This is a genomic window from Streptomyces yokosukanensis (assembly GCF_001514035.1).
In the GTDB taxonomy this organism is placed as follows: domain Bacteria; phylum Actinomycetota; class Actinomycetes; order Streptomycetales; family Streptomycetaceae; genus Streptomyces; species Streptomyces yokosukanensis.
The window spans coordinates 5,490-24,772 of the sequence record NZ_KQ948241.1 but is presented as its reverse complement, the minus strand read 5'-3'; the positions used below and the strand labels follow the sequence as shown (position 1 = coordinate 24,772).

Genomic DNA, 19,283 nt, shown 5'->3' with positions numbered 1-19,283 from the left:
CCCGGTCGTGTCCAACCTGACCGGTGCGCCGGTCTCCGACGAGATGGGCTTCGCCGAGTTCTGGGTCCGCCACGTCCGCGAAGCCGTCCGCTTCGCCGACGGGATCGGTGCCCTGGAGGCCGCGGGGGTCACCACGTACCTCGAACTCGGCCCCGACGGCGTCCTGTCGGCCCTCGGCCAGGACTGCACCACCGACACCACCGCGGCCTTCCTGCCCGCCCTGCGCGCCGGGCGCCCCGCCACCGAGACCCTCGCCGGGGCCCTCGCCCACGCCTTCACCCGCGGTGTCCCGCTCGACTGGAGGGCGTACTGGGCCACCACCGCCGGCGGCGCCGCCCGATGGCTCGACCTGCCCACCTACGCCTTCCAGTCCGTACGCCACTGGCCCGAGCCCGCCGCCCACGGCGCCGCCGCCCCCGCCCAGGAAACCCCCGCCGACGCCCGGTTCTGGGAAGCCGTCGAACGAGGTGACCTGAGCGCCCTCGCCGGGGAGTTCGAAGCCGGCGCCGACCAGCCGATCGGCGCGGTCCTGCCCGCGTTGTCCGCCTGGCGGCGCGAGCAGCAGGCGCAGGAGCAGGCCGACGCCCTCCTCTACCGTGTCGTCTGGCAGCCCCTGTCCCGCACCGGCCCGGACGCCGGCACCGCCCCGGCCGGGACCTGGGTGGTGCCCGTCCCCGCCGCCGGGGCGGACGACCCCTGGGTGCGGGCGCTGACCGACCGGCTCACCGCCGACGGAGCCCGCCTCCTGACCCTGCCCCTCGACACGGCCGACACCGACCCGGCGGTCCTGCGGGCGCGCCTGGCCGAGCGGCTCGGGCACGGCGACGCGACCGACGCCGCACCGGTGCGCGGGGTCCTGTCGCTCCTCGCGCTGGACGAGCGACCCCACCCCGAGCACCCCGCGGTGCCCGTCGGGCTCGCCCTCACCGCCGCCCTCGCCGAGGCGCTCACCGGTCCGGAGGCCGGGCGGACCGGCTGCGGTGACGCCCCCCTGTGGTGCGTCACCCGCGATGCCGTCGCCGCCGCCCCCGGGGACCCGCTCGACGGCGCCGCCCAGTCCCAGGTCTGGGGCCTGGGCCGGGTCCTCGCCCTGGAGCACCCCGACCGCTGGGGCGGACTGGTCGACCTGCCCGGCACCTGCGACGAGCGCACCCTGGCCGGCCTGGCCGCCGCCCTCACCGGCAGCGGCGACGAGGACCAGCTCGCGCTCCGCCCCGCCGGTGCCCTCGTACGGCGCCTCGTCCACGCCCCCGCGAACGCCGCAGGCGGCCCCGCCCCCCGGTGGACCCCGTGCGGCACCGTCCTCATCACCGGCGGCACCGGCGCCCTCGGCCGGCACGTCGCCCGGCGCCTCGCCGAGCGGGGCGCACAGCACCTCGTGCTCGTCAGCCGCAGCGGCGCCGACGCCCCCGGCACCGACCGGGTCCGTGCGGAACTCGAAGCACTCGGCGCGGCCGTGACCCTCGCCGCCTGCGACGTCACCGACCGGGACGCCCTGGCCGCCCTCGTCGCGGGCCTGGCGGCCGACGGCACCCCCGTCCGCGCCGTCGTGCACGCCGCGGGCGCCTCCCAGCCGCCCGGCACCGGCACCGACCTGCCCGGCTTCGCCCGGGTCGTCACCGCCAAGACCGCCGGGGCCGTCCACCTGGACGCCCTGTTCGACACGCCGGACTCCCTCGACGCGTTCGTTCTCTTCTCCTCCATCGCCGGCGTCTGGGGCGGCGGCGGACAGGGCGCGTACGCGGCGGCCAACACCTTCCTCGACGCGCTCGCCGAGCGCCGTGCGGCCCGCGGGCTCGCGGCCACCGCGGTCGCCTGGGGCCCGTGGGCCGACGGCGGCATGGCCACCGAGGGCGACGCCGAGGAGCAGCTCAGCCGGCGCGGGCTGCCGCCCGTCGCCCCGGAAACCAACCTGCTCGCCCTCGAACGCGCCCTCGCGGGCCGGGACGCCGCCGTCACCGCGGCCCGCGTCGACTGGACCCGCTTCGCGCCGGTCTTCGCCGCCGCCCGGCCCCGCCCCCTCATCGCCGACCTGCCCGAGGTCCGCGCGACCCTGCTCGCCCAGGAACCCGCCGGCGGGGCCGCCGGAGCCGCGGCCGCCGATCCGTCCGAGGCCGTCCTGGCCCGGCTGGCCGGACTCTCCGGCGACGACCGGGACACCGCCCTGCTGGACCTCGTACGCGAACACGCCGCGGCCGCCCTCGGACACCCCTCCGCGGACGCCGTCGCCGCCGACCGGGCCTTCAAGGACCTGGGCTTCGATTCGCTGACCGCGGTCGAGCTGCGCAACCGGCTCGGCGCCGCCTGCGGCCTGCGGCTGCCGTCCAGCCTGGTGTTCGACTACCCGAACCCGCAGGCCCTCACCCGGCACCTGCTGCGCACCCTCTTCCCCGAGGGCGGCTCGGGCGGCGCCGGAGCCGGGGCGTCCGGCGCGGACCTCGACACCGACCCACAGGACGTGGAGCTGCGGCGGACCCTCGCCACGATCCCCCTCGGCCGGATCCGCGAGGCCGGGCTCCTCGACACGCTCCTGCGCCTCGCGGGACCCGGCACCCCGGTCGGAGAGTCCGGTCACGGAGCCGGCGACGGGGACGCGGCGAGCGGTTCCCCGAACTCCCTTGACTCCCTCGACTCCATCGACGAGATGGACCTCCAGGGCCTCCTCGACCTCGCGCTGGACGGCGGAGACCGTCCTGACGACGACACCCCTCCCGGCAACACCACCAGCAACAGCAACTTCTGACGTGCCCGAAGTGCGGAGTAAGTGATGACCACCCCTGACGAAAAAGTCGTTGAAGCACTGCGGGCCTCCCTGAAGGAAACCGAGCGGCTGCGCCGCCGGAACCAGGAGCTCACCGACGCCTCCCGCGAACCCATCGCGATCGTCGGCATGAGCTGCCGCTTCCCCGGAGGAGTCAGCTCGCCCGAGGACCTGTGGGAGCTCGTGGAGAGCGGCGGCGACGCCATCTCCGGCTTCCCGGCCGACCGAGGCTGGGACCTGGAGTCGCTGTACGACCCGGACCCCGACCACCCCGGCACCACCTACGCCCGCGACGGCGGATTCCTCTACGAGGCCCCCGACTTCGACCCCGCCTTCTTCGGGATCTCCCCGCGCGAGGCCCTCGCCATGGACCCCCAGCAGCGCCTGCTGCTGGAGACCACCTGGGAGGTCTTCGAGCGGGCCGGGATCGACCCGGCGACCCTGCGCGGCAGCCGCGCCGGTGTCTTCGTCGGCGCGTCCGCCAACGCCTACGGTGCCGGTTCGGGCGAGCTGCCCGAGGGTGTCGAGGGACACCTCCTCACCGGCACCGCCTCCAGCGTCGTCTCGGGCCGTCTCGCCTACGTCTTCGGCCTGGAGGGCCCCGCCGCCACCATCGACACCGCGTGCTCGTCCTCCTCCGTCGCCCTGCACATGGCCGTCCAGGCCCTGCGGCAGGGGGAGTGCTCGCTCGCCCTGGCCGCGGGCGTCACCGTCCTCGCCGGACCGGAGGTCTTCGTCGAGTTCAGCCGCCAGCGCGGCCTGTCCGCCGACGGCCGCTGCAAGTCCTTCGCCGAGGCGGCGGACGGCACCGGCTGGTCCGAGGGCGTCGGCGTCCTCCTCGTCGAGCGGCTCTCCGACGCCCGCCGCAACGGCCACCCCGTCCTCGCGGTGGTCCGCGGCTCCGCCGTCAACCAGGACGGCGCCTCCAACGGCCTCACCGCCCCCAACGGCCCCGCCCAGCAGCGCGTCATCCGCCAGGCCCTCGAATCCGCCCGCCTGACCGCGGCCGACGTGGACGCCGTCGAGGCCCACGGCACCGGCACCACCCTCGGCGACCCCATCGAGGCCCAGGCACTGCTGGCCACGTACGGCCAGGACCGCCCCGAGGGCCGGCCGCTGTGGCTCGGCTCCCTGAAGTCCAACCTCGGACACACCCAGAACGCCGCGGGTGTCGCCGGCATCATCAAGATGGTCATGGCGATGCGGCACGGGGTGCTGCCCAAGACCCTGCACGTCGACGAGCCGACCTCGCACGTCGACTGGTCCGCCGGAGCGGTCTCCCTGCTCACCGAGCAGCGGACGTGGCCGCAGACCGGCCGCCCGTACCGCGTCGGCGTCTCCGCCTTCGGCGTCAGCGGCACCAACGTCCACACCATCATCGAGCAGGCCCCGGAGTCCGACCGGACCACGGAGCCGGCGCCGACGTCCGCGGCCGCGCCGGTCGTGCCGTGGCTGCTCTCGGCCAAGGGCGGGGACGCCCTGCGCGCCCAGGCCGAGCGCCTCCTCGCCCACGCGGGCGAGCACACCGGGCAGCATCCGGTGGACGTCGCCCGGACCCTGGCCGTGGGCCGGGCCTCCTTCGAGGACCGGGCGGCCGTGGTCGCCACGGACCGCGAGGGCCTGCTGGCCGGACTCGCCGCACTGGCGGAGGGCGGTACCGCGTCGGGCGTGGTGAAGGGCTCGCCGGTGGGCGGGAAGACCGCCTTCCTGTTCACCGGCCAGGGCAGCCAGCGCCTCGGGATGGGCCGGGAACTGTACGCCGCCCACCCGGCCTTCGCGGCCGCGCTGGACGCGGTGTGCGAGCGGCTCGAGCTCGAAGTGCCGCTGAAGGAGGTGCTGTTCGGCGACGATGCGGCCGTCCTGGACCGTACGGAGTACGCGCAGCCCGCACTGTTCGCGGTCGAGGTGGCGCTGTACCGGCTCGTCGAGTCCTGGGGCCTGCGGGCCGACTTCCTGTCCGGTCACTCCGTGGGCGAGATCGCGGCCGCGCATGTCGCGGGTGTCCTCTCGCTGGAGGACGCGTGCACGCTGGTGGCGGCCCGCGGCCGGTTGATGCAGGCGCTGCCGTCCGGCGGTGTGATGATCGCCGTCCAGGCGTCGGAGGACGAGGTCCTGCCGCTGCTGACCGACCGCGTCGGCATCGCCGCCGTCAACGGGCTGCAGTCGGTGGTCATCGCCGGTGACGAGGACGCGGCGCTGGCCGTGACCGCTGAGTTCGCCGACCGCAAGACCAAACGGCTCACCGTCAGTCACGCCTTCCACTCCCCGCACATGGACGGGATGCTGGAGGACTTCCGTGCGGTGGTGGCGGGACTGTCGTTCGACACGCCGCGCATCCCGGTCGTCTCCAACCTCACCGGCGCCCTCGTCACCGACGAGATGGGCTCGCCCGACTTCTGGGTGCGGCACGTCCGCGACGGCGTCCGCTTCCTCGACGGTGTCCGCGCCCTGGAAGCCGCCGGCGTCCGCGCCTACGTCGAACTCGGTCCCGACGGTGTCCTGTCGGCCCTCGCCCAGGACTGCGTCACCGCCGAGGACACCGTCTTCGTTCCCGCCCTGCGCAAGGGCCGCCCCGAGGCGGAGACCCTCGTCACCGCCCTCGCCCGGGCCCACGTCCACGGCCTGCGCGTCGACTGGACCGCCTTCTACGCCGGCACCGGCGCCCGCCGCGTCGACGACCTGCCCACCTACGCCTTCCAGCGGCAGCGCTACTGGATCGAGCCCGGCACCCGCGCCGGGGACGTCACCGCGGCGGGCCTGGAGGAGGCCGCGCACCCGCTCCTCGGCGCGGCCGTCGCCCTCGCCGAATCCGACGGCTTCCTCTTCACCGGCCTGCTGTCGGCCGCCGCCCACCCCTGGCTCGCCGACCACAAGGTCATGGGCAGCATCCTGCTCCCCGGCACCGCCTTCGTGGACCTCGCGATCCGCGCCGCCGACCAGTTCGGCTGCGGCCTCGTCGAGGAGCTGACCCTCGAAGCCCCGCTCGTCCTGCCCGAACGGGGCGGCGTACAGCTCCAGATGCACGTGAGCGCCCCCGACGCCGACGGAAGCGGGCGACGCGCCTTCACCCTCTCCTCCCGCGCGAAGGACAGCTCCTCCGACGAGCCGTGGACCCGCCACGCCGGCGGCGTCCTCGCTCCCACGGCGGCCCCCGCCCCGGCGCCCCTCACGGCCGGCCAGTGGCCCCCGGCCGGCGCCGAACCCCTCCCCACGGACGGCCTGTACGCCGACCTCGCCGAGGTCGGCATGGGCTACGGCCCGGCCTTCCGCGGCCTCACCGCCGCCTGGCGCCACGGCGACAGCGTCTACGCCGAGGTCGCCCTCCCCGAGCAGAACGCCTCGGCGGCAGGCGACTTCGGCCTCCACCCCGCCCTGCTGGACGCCGCCCTGCACACCCTCGGCCTCGGCGTCCTGGGCGGCACCGAGGGCGAGGGCCGCCTCCCCTTCGCCTGGAGCGGCATCACCCTCCACGCCGGCGGCGCCGACGCCCTGCGCGTACGCCTCACCCCCAAGGGCGGCGACGGCGTACGCCTGGAGATCGCGGACGCCACGGGCGCGCCCGTCGCCGACGTCGACTCCCTCGTCCTGCGGGCCGTGTCGGCCGAGCAGGTCCGGGCGGCCCGCACCGCCCACCACGAGTCGGTGTTCCGCACCGTCTGGACGGAGCTCGCGCAGCCCGCCGACACGACCCCCGTGCCGGAAGGCCGTTGGGCGGTCGTGGGCACCGAGGTCCCGGCGGCCCTCCGCGCCGAGGGCATCGACCGGTACGCGGACCTCGCCGGGCTGGCGGCCGCCGTCGACGCCGGAGCGCCCGTACCGGACGCCGTGTTCGTCGGCTACGGACAGGCCGGCTCCGCCTCGCAGGACCCCGCAGCGCCGGAACCCTCCGCCGAGGCCCTGCACCGGGCCGCGCACCACGCCCTCGCCCTCGCCCAGACCTGGCTCGGCGACGACGCCTTCACCGGCGACCGGTTCGCCACCAGCCGCCTGGTCGTCCTGACCCGCGGCGCGGTCGCCGTCACCCCTGCCGATGCGGCCACCACCGCCCCCGACGCGGTCACCGACCCGGTGCACGCCGCCGTCCTCGGCCTGCTGCGCTCGGCCCAGGCCGAAGCCCCCGACCGGCTGCTGCTCGTCGACACCGACGGCACCACCGCATCCGCCCGCGCACTGCCCGCCGCCCTCGCCTCAGGAGAGCCGCACCTCGCCGCACGGGCGGGCACCCTGCACGCCCGGCGCCTCGCCCGAGTCGCCCGGGACACCGCCGACGAACCGACGACCCGCCCCGGCCACCCCGCGTACGCACCCGGATCGACCGTACTGATCACCGGCGCGGGCGGCCTCCTCGGCGGACTCGTCGCCCGCCGCCTCGTCGCCGAGCACGGCGTGCGCCACCTGCTCCTCGTCGGCCGCCGCGGCGGAACCACCCCCGAAGCACAGCAGCTCGCCGCGGAACTCACCGACGCGGGCGCCTCGGTGACGTGGGCCGCGTGCGACGTCGCCGACCGCGACGCGCTGGCCGCGGTCCTGGCCTCCGTACCGGCCGAACACCCCCTCGGCGCGGTCGTCCACACCGCGGGCGTCCTCGACGACGGCGTGATCGCCTCCCTCACCCCCGAGCGCCTCTCGGCCGTCCTGCGCCCCAAGGCCGACGCGGCCTGGCACCTGCACGAGCTGACCCGGGACCTCGACCTCTCCGCGTTCCTGCTGTTCTCCTCCATCGGCGGTGTCTTCGGCGGCGCCGGCCAGGGCAACTACGCCGCCGCCAACGTCTTCCTCGACGCCCTCGCCCAGCACCGCCGCTCGCTGGGCCTCCTGGCCACCTCCCTGGCCTGGGCGCTGTGGGCCGACGGCAGCGGCATGGCCGGCAGCCTCACCGACGCCGACATCAGCCGCATGACCCGCGCCGGTCTGCCCCCGCTCACCACGGCGGAGGGCCTCGACCTCTTCGACCTCGCCCACGGGATCGACGAGCCCGCGCCCGTCCTGATGCGCATCGACCCCGCGGGCCTGCGCGCCCAGGCCCAGGCGGGAAACCTGCCGCCGCTGCTCCGCGGCCTCGTACGGGTCCCCGCACGCCGATCGGCGGGCGGCGCGTCCGCGGCCGCCGGCGCCTCAGGTCTGCGACAGCGCCTGGCCGGACTCCCGGCCGCCGAGCAGGACCGCGCCGTCCTCGACCTCGTACGCAAGCAGGTCGCCGCGGCCCTCGGCCACCCGAGCGCCGCCTCCGTCGAGCCGGGCCGCTCCTTCAAGGAACTCGGCTTCGACTCCCTCACCGCCGTCGAGCTGCGCAACATGCTCGGCGAGGCCACCGGCCGCCGCCTGCCCGCCACCCTCGTCTTCGACTACCCGACGGCGACGGCCCTCGCCCAACACCTGCGCGAGGAGCTGATCGGCGACCTGGCCGACGGCACCGGGAACGGCGCGCCCGGCGCCGGACGTCCGGCCCTCGGGCCGGGCGACGCCGACGCCGACCCGATCGTCATCGTCTCGATGGGCTGCCGCTTCCCCGGCGGCGTCCGCGGCCCCGAGGACCTGTGGGAGCTGCTCGCCGAAGGCCGCGACGGCATCACCGACTTCCCCGCCGACCGCGGCTGGGACCTCGACACCCTCTACAGCGACGACCCCGACCGCGAGGGCACCAGCTACGTGCGCGAGGGCGGTTTCCTCCACGAGGCCGCCGAGTTCGACGCCGCGTTCTTCGGTATCTCCCCGCGTGAGGCCCTCGCCATGGACCCGCAGCAGCGCCTGCTGCTGGAGACCACCTGGGAGACCTTCGAGCGGGCCGGCATCGACCCGACCGCCCTGAGGGGCAGCCGTACCGGCGTGTTCGTCGGCTCCAACGCCCAGGACTACCTCCAGCTGTGGCTGAACGACGCCGACGGCCTGGAAGGCCACCTCGGCACCGGCAACGCCGCCAGCGTCGTCTCCGGCCGCATCTCCTACACCTTCGGCCTCGAAGGGCCCGCGGTCACCCTCGACACGGCCTGCTCCTCGTCGCTCGTCACCCTGCACCTCGCCGCCCAGGCCCTGCGCCGCGGCGAGTGCTCGATGGCCCTCGCGGGCGCCGTGACGATCATGTCCACGCCCGGAGCGTTCACCGAGTTCAGCCGCCAGCGCGGCCTCGCCCAGAACGGCCGGATCAAGGCCTTCGCCGCCGCCGCAGACGGCACCGTGTGGGCCGAAGGCGTCGGCCTGCTCCTGCTGGAGCGGCTCTCGGACGCCCGCCGCAACGGCCACCCCGTCCTCGCCGTCGTCCGTGGCACCGCGATCAACCAGGACGGCGCGAGCAACGGCCTCACCGCCCCCAACGGCCCCTCCCAGCAGCGCGTCATCCGCGAGGCCCTCGCCGACGCCGGTCTGACCGCCGGGGACGTCGACGCGGTCGAGGCGCACGGCACGGGCACCAGGCTCGGCGACCCGATCGAAGCCCAGGCCCTGCTGGCCACGTACGGCCAGGACCGGCCGGAGGACCGGCCCCTGCTGCTCGGCTCGGTCAAGTCCAACATCGGACACACCCAGGCCGTCGCCGGCGTCGCCGGCGTCGTCAAGATGGTCATGGCGATGCGGCACGGGGTGCTCCCGCAGACCCTGCACGTCGACGAGCCGACGCCGTTCGTGGACTGGTCCGCCGGTGACATCGAGCTGCTGACCGAGCAGCGGGCCTGGCCCGAGACCGGCCGCCCGCGCCGCGCCGGCATCTCCTCCTTCGGCTACAGCGGCACCAACGCCCACGCCGTCATCGAACAGGCACCGCGCGGGGCCGACGAGGAGAACCGGCCCGAGCCGGTCCCTGCGGGGCACCCGCTACCGGCCGTCCTCCCGTGGCTCGTCTCCGGCCGCACCGCGGCCGCCCTGCGCGCCCAGGCCGACCACCTGCGTACGACCGCGACCGACCTGGTCGCCACTGCCGGAACCCGCGGCGCCCTCGACCTCGGCCACACCCTGGCCGTGCACCGGGCCGCCCTGGAACACCGCGCGGTCCTCCTCGGCGAGCCCACGGCCCCCGAGACGCTGCTCGGCCGCCTGGAGGCCCTGGCCGCGGGCGAGCAGGTCCCGGGCCTGGTCCAGGGCACGGTGTCCGGGGGCGGATTGGCGTTCCTGTTCACGGGGCAGGGCAGTCAGCGGCTGGGGATGGGGCGCGAACTGTGCGACGCCTTCCCGGTGTTCGCGGATGCGCTGGACGCGGTGTGTGCCCGGATCGATCTGGATGTCCCGCTGAAGGAGGTGCTGTTCGGCGACGATGCGGCCGTTCTGGGCCGTACGGAGTATGCGCAGCCGGCGTTGTTCGCGGTCGAGGTGGCGTTGTTCCGGCTGCTGGAGTCGTGGGGTGTGGTCCCGGACTTCGTCGCCGGTCACTCCATTGGTGAGGTCGCTGCCGCGCATGTGGCGGGTGTGTTGTCGCTGGAGGACGCGTGTGTGCTGGTGGCTGCGCGTGGCCGTCTGATGCAGGCGTTGCCGTCGGGTGGTGTGATGGTCGCGGTGCAGGCGTCGGAGGACGAGGTTCTGCCGCACCTGACCGAGCGTGTGAGCGTCGCCGCGGTCAACGGGCCGCTGTCGGTCGTGATCGCAGGTGACGAGGACGCCGCGCTGGCGGTCGTGGAGGCTTTCGCCGGTCGTAAGAGCAAGCGGCTGACGGTCAGTCACGCGTTCCACTCGCCGCACATGGACGGGATGCTGGAGGACTTCCGTGAGGTCGTGGCGGGGCTGGAGCTCAACGCCCCGCGGATCCCGGTCGTCTCCAACCTGACCGGTGCGCTGGTCTCGGACGAGATGGCTTCGGCGGAGTTCTGGGTGCGGCACGTCCGCGAAGCCGTCCGCTTCCTCGACGGGGTGCGGGCGCTTGAGGCTGCTGGTGTGTCGACGTTCGTCGAGCTGGGGCCGGACGGTGTGCTGTCGGCGCTGGCGCAGGAGTGCGTGACGGGCGCTGTGTCTGCCGGGTTCGTGCCGGTGCTGCGGGCGGGGCGGCCGGAGGCGGAGACCGTGGTGGCGGCTCTGGCCCAGGCGTATGTGCGCGGTGTGACCGTCGACTGGTCCGCTTTCTATGCCGGTACGGGCGCCCGACGGGTGGACCTGCCGACGTACGCCTTCCAGCGGCAGCGCTACTGGCCCGAGCCCGTCCTCTCCCACGGGGCGAACGCCCCCGCTTTCGCGGTGGACGCGGTCGACGCCCGGTTCTGGGACGCCGTCGAGCGCGGCGATCTCGCCTCGCTGGTCGCGGAGCTGGAGGTCGACGACGACGCGAGCTTCGGCGAACTCGTCCCGGCACTCTCCGCATGGCGCCGTCAGGCGGAGCAGCAGTCGGAGGTCGATGGCTGGCGTTACCGGGTGTCGTGGAAGCCGCTGACGGAGGGCACAGTGGGTGCCGGGCTGTCGGGTGAGTGGTTGGTCGTGGTGCCTGCTGCGGGTGTGGATGACACGGCGGTGGTGGAGGCGCTGGCCGGGCGTGGCGCTGGGGTGCGCCGGGTTGTGGTGGAGCCGGGTACGGACCGTGCGGGTCTTGCAGGTCTGCTGGATGGTGCCGGTTCGGTGGCTGGTGTGGTGTCGTTGCTGGCGTTGGATGAGGCTGCGGGTGTTCTGCCGACGGCCGCCCTGGTGCAGGCGCTCGGTGACGCCGGGGTGACTGCGCCGTTGTGGTGTCTGACCCGTGGTGCTGTGAGTGTGGGTCGCTCCGATCGTCTGGTGTCTGCGGTTCAGGCGCAGGTGTGGGGTCTGGGTCGGGTGGCGGCTCTGGAGGTTCCGGAGCGTTGGGGTGGTCTGGTCGATCTGCCGGAGGTGTGGGACGAGCGGGCCATGGGTCGGCTGGTTGCGGTCCTGGGTGGGGTCGAGGACCAGGTGGCTGTGCGGTCGTCTGGGGTCTTCGGTCGTCGTCTGGTGCGTGCGGCAGGGGCTGGGGGTTCCTGGTCTCCGTCGGGGACGGTTCTGGTGACCGGTGGTACGGGTGCGCTGGGTGGCCGGGTGGCTCGTTGGCTGGCTGCTTCCGGTGTTGAGCGTCTGGTTTTGACCAGCCGTCGTGGTCCGGATGCTCCGGGTGTGGCTGACCTGGTGGCTGAGCTGGGTGTCGATGTGTCCGTCGTCGCCTGTGATGCTTCGGACCGGGAGGCGCTGCGGGAGTTGCTGGCCGCCGAGGCCGACACCCTGACCGCGGTCGTGCACACGGCCGGTGTGCTGGACGACGGTGTGCTGGACGCGCTCACGCCCGAACGCTTCGAGAGCGTGCTGCGGGCGAAGGCCACCTCCGCGCTCAATCTCCACGAGCTGACGCTTGAGCTGGGGATCGAGCTCGAAGCCTTCGTGCTCTTCTCTTCCATGAGTGGCACGATCGGTTCGGCCGGTCAGGGTAACTACGCTGCGGCGAATGCTTACTTGGACGCGCTTGCCGAGCAGCGGCGGGCCGCCGGGCTGGCCGCGACGTCCATCGCGTGGGGTCCGTGGGCCGAGGGCGGCATGGCCGCTGACGAGGCCCTCGAAGCCCGGATGCGGCGCGGCGGCGTACCGCCGATGGACGCCGATCTCGCGATCACGGCGTTCCGCCAGGCCGTCGGCGCCGACGAAGCGGCACTGACCATCGCCGACTTCGACTGGGCGGCGTTCGCACCCGGCTTCACCGCCGTGCGCCAGGGCCGGCTGCTCGCCGACCTGCCCGAGGTCGAAGTCCTCGTCCGGAGTGCGCAGAGCGCGGGCGACCGTACCGGGCGTTCGGCCTCGACGCTCGTCGCACAGCTCCGGGGGATGGCCGAGGGCGACCGCGAGCCGTTCCTCCTCGGCCTCGTGCGTACGCAGGTCGCCGAGGTCCTGGGGCACTCCGGTGCCGAGGACGTCGAAGCCGGACGGGCCTTCCGTGAGATCGGGTTCGACTCGCTCACCGCGGTCGAGCTGCGTAACCGCCTCGGTGCTGCGACCGAGCTGCGACTCCCGGCCACGCTCGTCTACGACTACCCGACGCCGGCCGCTCTCGCCGCCCACCTGCGTGCCGAACTCCTGGGTACCGAGACCGAGGAGACCGGTGCCGTGATCGGTGCCGTGGACGAAGACCCGATCGCCATCGTCGCCATGAGCTGCCGCTTCCCGGGTGGTGTGCGCACCCCCGAGGAGCTGTGGCAGTTGCTGGCCTCCGGCACCGATGCGATCTCGGACCTTCCCCTGGACCGTGGATGGGACCTCGACGCCCTGTACGATGCCGACCCCGGAGCCCAGGGCACCTCGTACGCCCGTGAAGGCGGATTCCTCTACGACGCCGCCGACTTCGACGCCGACTTCTTCGGGATCTCACCGCGCGAGGCCGTCGCCATGGACCCGCAGCAGCGCCTGCTGCTGGAGACCTCCTGGGAGGCCTTCGAGCGGGCCGGGATCGACCCCGAGACGCTGCGCGGCAGTCAGGCCGGTGTCTTCGTAGGCACCAACGGGCAGGACTACCTCTCCGTCCTGCTCGAGGAACCGGCTGGCCTTGAGGGCCACTTGGGCACGGGTAACGCCGCCAGTGTGGTGTCCGGCCGACTGTCGTACGTGTTCGGGCTCGAAGGCCCGGCGGTCACGATTGACACGGCCTGCTCGTCCTCGCTGGTGGCCCTCCACTGGGCCGTCCAGGCGCTGCGCAACGGGGAGTGCTCGATCGCGCTGGCCGGCGGTGTCACCGTGATGTCCACCCCGGGGACGTTTATCGAGTTCAGCCGCCAGCGCGGTCTGGCCGCCGATGGCCGGATCAAGGCCTTCGCGGCTGCTGCGGACGGTACGGGCTGGGGTGAGGGTGTCGGCATGCTGCTCGTGGAGCGGTTGTCGGACGCTCGGCGCAACGGTCACCCGGTCCTCGCGGTGGTCCGGGGTTCGGCCGTGAACCAGGACGGTGCGAGCAACGGGCTCACCGCCCCGAACGGTCCCTCGCAGCAGCGCGTGATCCGGGCCGCTCTGGCCAGTGCGGGGCTGTCGGCCGCGGAGGTCGACGCCGTCGAGGCCCACGGCACCGGGACGACGCTCGGCGACCCGATCGAAGCGCAGGCCCTGCTGGCCACGTACGGCCAGGACCGCGCGGACGGCCGACCGCTGCTCCTCGGCTCCATCAAGTCCAACATCGGTCACACGCAGGCCGCCGCCGGCGTGGCCGGGGTGATCAAGATGGTGCTGGCCATGCAGCACGGTGTGCTGCCCGAGAGCCTTCACATCGACGCGCCCTCTCCGCAGGTCGAATGGACGGCGGGGGACATCGAGCTGCTGACCGAGCAGCGGGCCTGGCCGGAGACCGGTCGCCCGCGCCGTGCGGGCATCTCGTCGTTCGGCTTCAGCGGAACCAACGCCCACACCATCATCGAGCAGGCGCCGCAGGTGGCGGCGGAGCCGACCGCCGAGGGCCCGGCCCTGCTGCCGGTGGTCGTCTCGGCGAAGACGGAGGCGGGCCTTCGAGCCCAGGCCGACGGCCTGCGCGCCTGGTTGCTCACCGACCCCGAGCTGCGGCTGACGAATGTCGCCAGGACCCTGGCGACCGGCCGGTCGGCGTTCGAGGAGCGGGCGGCGGTCGTCGCCACGGACCGGGAAGGTCTGCTCGCCGGTCTCACCGCCCTGGCCGAGGGAGCACCGGCGGCCGGGCTGGTGAAGGGCTCGCCGGTGGGCGGGAAGACCGCCTTCCTGTTCACGGGGCAGGGGAGCCAGCGGCTGGGGATGGGGCGTGAGTTGTATGCCGCCTTCCCGGTGTTCGCGGATGCCTTGGACGAGGTGTGCGGCTGGTTCGATCTGGACGTGCCGCTGAAGGAGGTCCTGTTCGGGTCGGACGCGGAGCTGCTGGACCGTACCGAGTACGCGCAGCCCGCGTTGTTCGCGGTCGAGGTGGCTCTGTTCCGGCTCGTGGAGAGCTGGGGTCTGCGGCCGGACTTCCTGTCCGGGCACTCCATCGGTGAGATCGCCGCCGCGCATGTTGCGGGTGTGTTCGGGCTGCCGGACGCGTGCCGGCTCGTCGCTGCCCGTGGTCGGTTGATGCAGGCGTTGCCGTCGGGTGGTGTGATGATCGCCCTCCAGGCGTCGGAGGACGAGGTCCTGCCGCTGCTGACCGATCGGGTGAGCATTGCTGCGGTCAATGGGCCGGTGTCTGTCGTGGTCGCGGGTGACGAGGATGCTGCGCTGGCCGTGGTGGAGGCTTTCGCCGGTCGTAAGAGCAAGCGGCTGACGGTCAGTCATGCGTTCCACTCGCCGCACATGGACGGGATGCTGGAGGACTTCCGTGAGGTCGTGGCGGGGCTGGAGCTCAATGCCCCGCGGATCCCGGTCGTCTCCAACCTGACGGGTGCGCTGGTCTCGGACGAGATGGGTTCGGCGGAGTTCTGGGTGCGTCACGTCCGTGAGGCGGTTCGCTTCCTCGACGGGATGCGGGCGCTTGAGGCCGCGGGCGTGTCGACGTACCTCGAACTCGGCCCCGACGGCGTGTTGTCCGCTCTGGGCGCGGAGTGCCTCAGCGAAGACGGGGCGGCGTTCGTTCCCCTCGTTCGCAAGGGCCGCCCCGAGCCGGAGACCGTCATGACCGCTCTGGCCCGGAGCCAGGTACGCGGTCTCGCCGTTGCCTGGCCCGCGGTGCTGGGGACCGGTGAGGTTCGGGTCGACCTGCCGACGTACGCCTTCCAGCGTCGGCGGTACTGGCCGGAGGCGGTGCTGGTGCGCCGCAATGACGTGGGCAACCGGTCGGACGTGGACGGTTGGCGTTACCGGGTGTCGTGGAAGCCGTTGACGACGGCACCTGCCGGTGTGCTGGACGGCGAGTGGTTGGTCGTGGTGCCTGCTGCGGGTGTGGATGACTCGGCTGTGGTGGAGGCGCTGGCCGGGTGTGGCGCTGGGGTGCGTCGGGTTGTGGTGGAGCCGGGTGCGGATCGTGCGGGGCTGGCCGAGCTGCTGGCTGGTGCTGGTGCTGGTGCTGGTGCTGGGTCTGTGGCTGGTGTGGTGTCGTTGCTGGCGCTGGATGAGGCTGCGGGTGTTCTGCCGACGGTGGCTTTGGTGCAGGCGCTCGGTGACGCCGGGGTGGGGGCGCCGTTGTGGTGTCTGACCCGTGGTGCTGTGGGCGTGGGTCGCTCCGATCGTCTGGTGTCTGCGGTTCAGGCTCAGGTGTGGGGTCTGGGTCGGGTTGCGGCTTTGGAGGTTCCGGAGCGTTGGGGTGGTCTGGTCGATCTGCCGGAGGTGTGGGACGAGCGGGCCATGGGTCGGCTGGTTGCGGTTCTGGGTGGTGTCGAGGACCAGGTGGCTGTGCGGTCTTCTGGTGTGTTCGGTCGTCGTCTGGTGCGTGCTGCAAGGGCCGAGGGCGCGTGGGTGCCTTCCGGGACGGTTCTGGTGACCGGTGGTACGGGTGCGCTGGGTGGCCGGGTGGCTCGTTGGCTGGCGGGTGCGGGTGTTGAGCGTCTGGTTTTGACCAGCCGTCGTGGTTCGGATGCTCCGGGTGTGGCTGAGTTGGTGGCCGGGCTGGGTGTCGATGTGTCCGTGGTCGCCTGTGATGCTTCGGACCGGGAGGCGCTGCGGGAGTTGCTGGCCGCCGAGGCCGACACCCTGACCGCGGTCGTGCACACGGCCGGTGTCCTGGACGACGGTGTGCTGGATGCACTCACGCCCGAGCGGTTCGAGAGTGTGTTGCGGGCGAAGGCCACCTCCGCGCTCAACCTCCACGAGCTGACCCTTGAGCTGGGCATCGAGCTCGAAGCCTTCGTGCTCTTCTCCTCCGTCACCGGAACCTGGGGCACAGCCGGTCAGGCCAACTACGCCGCCGCCAACGCCTACCTGGACGCCCTTGCCGAGCAGCGGCGGGCCGCCGGGCTGGCCGCGACGTCTATCGCGTGGGGTCCGTGGGCCGAGGGCGGCATGGCCGCCGACGGGGCGCTGGACGCGCGGATGCGGCGGGGCGGCGTACCGCCCATGAACGCGGAGTCCGCCGTCACCGCCATGGAACGCGCCCTCGCGGCCGACGACACCGTCGTCTCCGTCGTGGACGTGGACTGGGACCGCTTCGCTCCCGGCTTCACCTCTGTGCGCCCCGGCAACCTCCTCGCCGAACTCCCCGAAGCACGCGCTGCGTTCGCCGCACCGCTGGTCGAGGAGAGCCGGCACGGGCTCGCGCAGCAGCTGGCGGGCCTTTCCGCCGCCGAACGGGACCGGCTCCTCCTGGACCTCGTCCGCAAGGAGGTCGCGGCGGTCCTCGGTCACAGCGGTGTGGAAAGCGTCGGTGCGGGGCGGGCGTTCAAGGAGCTCGGCTTCGACTCGCTGACCGCGGTCGAGCTGCGCAACCGCCTCGGTGCCGCCGCCGGGCTGCGCCTCCCGGCCACGTTGATCTACGACTACCCGACCTCCGCGGACCTCGCCGAGTACCTGCGGGGCGAACTGCTCGGCACCGAGGAAGTGGCGGCCGCCTCCGCGCCCGCGATCGTGGCCGCCGCAGACGACGACCCGATCGCCATCGTCGCGATGAGCTGCCGCTTCCCCGGCGGTGTCCGCACCCCCGAGGACCTGTGGCGGCTCCTGGCCGCCGGCAGTGACGCTATCGGGGAGTTCCCGGCCGACCGCGGCTGGGACGCCGACGAGCTGTTCGGGCCGCGGTCCGAACAGGAGGACTCGTACGCCCGCGAAGGCGGATTCCTCTACGACGTCGCCCAGTTCGACCCGGCCTTCTTCGGGATCTCGCCGCGCGAGGCCGTCGCCATGGACCCGCAGCAGCGGCTGCTGCTGGAGACCTCCTGGGAGGCCTTCGAGCGGGCCGGCATCGACCCGTCGTCGATGCGCGGCACCCAGGCGGGCGTCTTCGTCGGTACGAACGGCCAGGACTACCTGTCGCTCGTGCTGAACTCCGCCGACGGCGGCGACGGCTTCATGAGCACCGGCAACTCCGCCAGTGTCGTCTCGGGCCGCCTCTCCTACGTGTTCGGTCTCGAAGGTCCGGCGGTCACCGTCGACACGGCCTGCTCCGCCTCGCTCGTGGCCCTGCACCTCGCGGTGCAGGCGCTGCGCAGCGGTGAGTGCTCGATCGCGCTCGCCGGTGGTGTCACCGTCATGTCGACGCCGGGTGCGTTCGTGGAGTTCGCCCGGCAAGGCGGTCTGGCCGCCGATGGCCGGATCAAGGCCTTCGCGGCTGCTGCGGACGGTACGGGCTGGGGTGAGGGTGTCGGCATGCTGCTCGTGGAGCGGTTGTCGGACGCTCGGCGCAACGGTCACCCGGTCCTCGCGGTGGTCCGGGGTTCGGCCGTGAACCAGGACGGTGCGAGCAACGGGCTCACCGCCCCGAACGGCCCGTCCCAGCAGCGGGTGATCCGTGCGGCCCTGGCGAGTGCGGGGCTGTCGGCCGCGGAGGTCGACGCCGTCGAGGCCCACGGTACGGGTACGAAGCTGGGCGACCCGATCGAGGCGCAGGCGCTGCTGGCCACGTACGGCCAGGAGCGCGAGGAGGGCCGACCGCTGCTCCTCGGCTCCGTGAAGTCGAACATCGGTCACACGCAGGCCGCGGCGGGCGTGGCGGGTGTGATGAAGATGGTGCTGGCGATGCGGCACGGGATGCTCCCGCAGACCCTGCACATCGACGAGCCCACCCCGCACGTCGACTGGTCGGCCGGTGACATCGAGCTGCTGACCGAGCAGCGGGCGTGGCCCGAAACCGGGCGTCCGCGCCGTGCGGGCGTCTCCTCCTTCGGTGTGAGCGGCACCAATGCGCACACCATCCTGGAGCAGGCCCCCGAGGCCGCCCCGGCCGAGGACCCGCAGGACGCCGCCGGCACCTGGCCGTGGATCCTGTCCGGGCGGACCGAGGCCGCCCTGCGCGAGCAGGCGTCGCGACTGCTGGCCCGCCTCTCCGCGGGCGACGACCTGCGGCCGGTGGACGTCGGCCACTCGCTGGCCACCGGCCGGGCGGTCCTCGACCACCGTGCCGTGATCGTCGCGAACGCGCCGGAGGAGTACCGCGAGGCACTGACCGCCCTTGTGGCGGGCGAGTCCGCGCCGGGAGTCACGCAGGGCGTGGCGGGCGGAGATCGGCAGACGGCCTTCCTCTTCACGGGGCAGGGCAGCCAGCGGCTGGGGATGGGGCGTGAGCTGTACGACGCCTACCCGGTGTTCGCGGCCGCACTGGACGCCGTATGCGCGCGGATGGATCTCGAACTGCCGCTGAAGGACGTCGTCTTCGGGTCCGATGCACAGCTGCTGGACCGCACCGAGTACGCGCAGCCGGCGCTGTTCGCGGTCGAGGTGGCGCTGTTCCGGCTGCTGGAGAGCTGGGGTCTGCGGCCGGACTTCCTGTCCGGTCACTCGATCGGTGAGATCGCGGCCGCGCACGTGGCCGGGGTGCTGTCGCTGGACGACGCGTGCACGCTGGTCTCCGCACGTGGCAGGCTGATGCAGGCGCTGCCGACGGGTGGTGTGATGATCGCGGTGCAGGCGTCGGAGGACGAGGTGCTTCCGCTGCTGACCGACGGCATCGGCATCGCCGCCGTCAACGGTCCGACATCGGTGGTCGTGGCGGGTGACGAGGACGCGGCTCAGGCCGTGACCGAGACCTTCGCGGCACAGGGCCGCAAGA

At 73.6% G+C, this 19,283-nt stretch carries 2 protein-coding genes; both read left to right on the top strand.

Translation table 11 applies throughout. The features are described from left to right. Positions 1-2,743, top strand: a 2,743-nt coding sequence (locus AQI95_RS50010; RefSeq protein WP_167362001.1) for an SDR family NAD(P)-dependent oxidoreductase, incomplete at its 5' end; no start/stop codon positions are given. A 24-nt stretch (positions 2,744-2,767) separates the two neighbouring features. Beyond that, positions 2,768-19,283: type I polyketide synthase (locus AQI95_RS48195; RefSeq protein ID WP_167362000.1), on the top strand; the 16,516-nt coding region annotated here is incomplete at its 3' end.